This window comes from Streptomyces prasinopilosus (assembly GCF_001419695.1).
Taxonomy (GTDB): Bacteria; Actinomycetota; Actinomycetes; order Streptomycetales; family Streptomycetaceae; genus Streptomyces; species Streptomyces prasinopilosus.
Genome location: NZ_LIRG01000653.1, coordinates 1 through 3,792 on the forward strand (window position 1 = coordinate 1; position 3,792 = coordinate 3,792).

Sequence of the window (3,792 nt, forward strand, 5' to 3'; positions counted from 1 at the left end):
GCCGGCAAGTCGACCCTCATCAAGCTGCTCACCGGGGTCCACCGGCCCGACGCCGGTGACATCGTTTTCCAGGGCCGCGACGTCTCCTTCGCCACCCCGCTGGAGGCGCAGAAGGCCGGGATCTCGACCATCTACCAGGAGGTCAACCTCATCCCGCTGCTGAGCGTGGCCCGCAACCTCTTCCTCGGCCGCGAGCCGCGCACCCGCTTCGGCCTGCTGGACTTCGCCCGCATGCACGAGGAGGCCGGGGAGACGCTGCGCGCCTACGGCGTCCGGGTGGACGTCCGCCTGCCGCTGCGCGCCCTCGGGGTGGGTGCCCAGCAGATGGTCGCCCTGGCCCGCGCGGTGGCCACCGAGGCACGCGTGGTCATCATGGACGAACCGACCTCCTCCCTCGAACCCCGTGAGGTCGAGACGCTGTTCTCGGTGATCCGGCGGCTGCGCGACGACGGCATCGCGGTCGTCTACGTCAGTCACCGGCTGGAGGAGCTGTACGCCGTGTGCGACACGGTCACCGTGCTGCGCGACGGGCGCCGCGTCCATCACGGGCGGCTCGCCGACCTCGACCGCCTCTCCCTGGTGTCGACCATGCTGGGCCGGGAGCTGGGCGAGGTCCGCGAGGAGGGCCTGACCAAGTTCACCGGCGACCACCACGCCGCCGGCGCCCTGCCCGTGCTGGAGGCACGGGACCTGACGGTCCCGCACCGCCTGCGGGGCGTGTCCGTGACGATCCGGCCCGGTGAGGTCGTGGGGCTCGGCGGGTTGCTCGGCTCCGGGCGGACCGAGACGGCCAAGGCCATCTCCGGTGCGCTGGCGACGAGTTCGGGCCGGGTCGTGGTGGCCGGTGTGCCGCTGCGCGGCGGGTCCACGCCCGCCGCCATCCGGGCCGGCGTCAGTCTGCTGCCCGAGGACCGCAAGAGCGAGGGCATCGTGCCCGGTCTCTCGGTCCGCGAGAACATCGCCCTGGCCGTGCTGCCCCGGCTGTCCCGCTTCGGCCTGGTCTCCGAGGCACGCGTCGACCGGGTCGTCGGCACGTTCATCGAGCGGCTGCGCATCAAGGCGTCCTCACCGCACCAGAAGGTCGGGGAGCTGTCCGGCGGCAACCAGCAGAAGGTGCTGCTCGCCCGCTGGCTGGCGATGAACCCCAAGGTGCTGCTGCTGGACGAACCCACCCGGGGCATCGACGTCGGCGCCAAGGCCGAGGTGCAAAAGCTCGTGGACGAACTGGCCGAGGACGGCCTGGCCGTCCTGCTCATCTCCTCCGACCTGGAGGAACTGATCGAAGGGTCCGACCGCGTGGTCGTACTGAAGGACGGTGCGGTCGTCGGCGAACTGGCCGGCGACGAGGTCACCGAGGACACACTCATGCGGACCATCGCCGGGCACGCCCCGGCCGGGCACGCGGCCGTACGCACGGCCGGGGAGGAGGCCGGCGATGGCTGAGGCCGCCCTGCGCACCGCGCCCCTGGACCGGACCCGCGTCCTGCGGTGGCTGCAGACCTACGGGGTCTACGCCGGCGTGGCGCTGCTTCTGGTCGTCAACATCGCCGTCACGCCGTACTTCCTGTCCGCGGAGAACTTCCGCACCCAGGCCGTGCAGGTCGCCCCCGTCATCGTCGTCGCGATCGGGATGGCTCTGGTCATCGGCACCGAGGGCATCGACCTGTCGGTCGGCGCGGTGATGGCCCTCGCGGCGTCCGTGACGGCCCTCTACCTCGGCTACGGCCTCCTGCCGGCGCTGCTGGTGGTGGCGGTGTTCGCCGCCGCGATCGGGCTGGCCAACGGGGCGCTGGTCGCCCTCGTCGGGGTGCAGCCGATCGTGGCCACGCTGGCGCTCATGGTCGGCGGCCGGGGCCTCGCGCTGGTGCTGCTGCCGCAGCTGGAGGACCTGCGCAATCCGGGGCTCGCCTCCCTGGGGTCCGGCGACGTGCTGGGCGTCCCGTACCTGATCCTCGTCGCGGCCGTCCTGGCGCTGCTGGCGGCGTTCGTGGTGCGCCGCACCACGTTCGGCCGCCAGCTCCTCGCCATCGGCGACAGCCGGCCCGCGGCGCAGCTGGCCGGCCTGCCGGTGCGGCGCGTGCTGATCATCGTGTACGTGCTGTGCGCCCTGCTCGCGGCCGTGGCGGGCGTCCTGGCCACCGCGCGGCTCCAGGCCAGCGACCCGACCTCGCTGGGCAACCTGATGGAGCTGTCCGCCATCACCGCCGTCGTGGTCGGCGGGACCCCGCTGACCGGCGGCCGGGTCAACATCGCGGGCACTGTGGCGGGAGCCGTCCTCATCCAGCTGCTCACCGCCACCCTCATCAAGCACGATCTGCCGCCCTCGTGGACTCAGATCGCGCAGGCCATAGTGATCGTGTGCGCGGTCTACGCGGCACGGGGACGGGGGAAGCGATGACCGCCACGGAGACGGACGTGCCCGTGACCGCCGCGGGCGGCGGACCGCCGAAGGACACCGGCCCCGGGGAGTCCGTGCGCAGGGAGCGGCTGAGCGGCCTGGTCCAGCAGCACGGGGCACTGGCCGTGCTGGTGATCGTCTCCCTGGTGGCGTCGGTCGGCTTCGACTCCTTCGCCACCGGGGACAACCTCGGCAACATGGCGACGAGTTCGGCGTTCCTGGCGATCGTCGCGCTCGGGATGACCTTCGTCATCATCACCGGGGGCATCGACCTGTCGGTCGGTTCCCTGTTCGCCCTGGGCGGTGTCCTGGCGGCCTGGGGGTCGCGGCACGGGACGCCGGTGGCGCTGCTGCTGCCGCTGCTGGTGTGCGGCGGGATCGGCGTCGTCAACGGGCTGCTGGTGGCCCGTTCCCGGCTGGCGCCGTTCATCGTCACGCTGGCGGCGATGCTCGGGGCGCGCGGCCTGATGCTGGCCCTCACCGACGAGGGCGCCGAGACGTACCTGATCGGCAAGGGCTCCTTCCTCGCCGAACTCGGCCAGGGCACCACCCTCGGCGTCGGCAACCCGGTGTGGATCACCCTGGCGCTGTTCGCCGCGGGCGCCGTCGTGCTGCGCCGCACCCGCTTCGGTCAGCACGTGTACGCGGTCGGCGGCAACGAGGACGCGGCGGCCCTGATGGGTGCCCCGGTGGCCCGGACGAAGATCCTCGTCTACACGCTGTCCGGGCTGCTGGCCGGTCTTGCGGGCGCGCTCAACGCGGCGTGGCTCGCCTCCGGGGTGACCATCCTCGGCAACGGGATGGAGCTCGAGGCCATCTCCGCCGTCGTGATCGGCGGCACCCTGCTCACCGGCGGTCTCGGTTTCGTCAGCGGTTCCCTGGTCGGGGTCCTGCTGCTCAAGGTGATCCAGAACATCATCAACCAGATCGGCTCCCTGGACTCCTCCTACCAGCAGGTCGTCAGCGGCGCCTTCCTGGCCGTCGTGGTCGTCGCCCAGACCTGGCTGGGCCGCAGACGCCGGCTGCTGTGAGGCTCCGGACGCGGCGGCCCTCCCTCCCCGGACCGGCTGCCGCGTCCGGCTTTCGGGTCGGCCGGCCCCGGCTCCCGCACGGGAGCGGGGCCGACCGTCCCGCGCACGCGCACGTGTACCGCCCCCACTCTCCGAGGAGGCACGATGCGTAGAACACCCGCACCACGTCCATCGGTTCACGGGCCAGGGCGTCGGCGACGGTGGGTCACCACCGCGCTGATCGCGCTGGCCCTGTTCTGTTCCACGGCCCTCACCGGGTCCGCCGGCGCCGCCGCCGCGCCCCGGGCGTGGACGCCCAAACCCGCGCCGATGACCACCCCCTGGACCGGCCAGGTCCCCGTCGACACCCCCCTGCCCGAATAC

General features: G+C 72.8%; 4 protein-coding genes. All 4 read left to right on the forward strand.

The window, feature by feature from the left end; genetic code table 11:
• On the forward strand, positions 1-1,443 hold a 1,443-nt coding region (locus AOK18_RS23990), incomplete at its 5' end, for a sugar ABC transporter ATP-binding protein (protein ID WP_055695681.1).
• Complete coding sequence (locus tag AOK18_RS23995) at positions 1,436-2,398, forward strand: ABC transporter permease (protein ID WP_055695682.1); 963 nt, start codon at positions 1,436-1,438, stop codon at positions 2,396-2,398. The genes AOK18_RS23990 and AOK18_RS23995, both read left to right, overlap by 8 nt.
• Positions 2,395-3,429, forward strand: a complete 1,035-nt coding sequence (locus AOK18_RS24000) for an ABC transporter permease (protein ID WP_055695683.1) — start codon at positions 2,395-2,397, stop codon at positions 3,427-3,429. Before AOK18_RS23995 ends, AOK18_RS24000 begins: the two co-directional genes overlap by 4 nt.
• Positions 3,430-3,573: 144 nt before the next feature.
• Positions 3,574-3,792 (forward strand): hypothetical protein (locus AOK18_RS33675; RefSeq protein WP_157865154.1); only part of this gene is annotated, 219 nt, incomplete at its 3' end.

Excerpts from the sequence above, each read along its gene's own strand:
- AOK18_RS23995 (WP_055695682.1), top strand. The coding sequence starts at position 1,436 with ATGGCTGAGGCCGCCCTGCGCACCGCGCCCCTGGACCGGACCCGCGTC.
- AOK18_RS24000 (WP_055695683.1), top strand. The coding sequence starts at position 2,395 with ATGACCGCCACGGAGACGGACGTGCCCGTGACCGCCGCGGGCGGCGGA.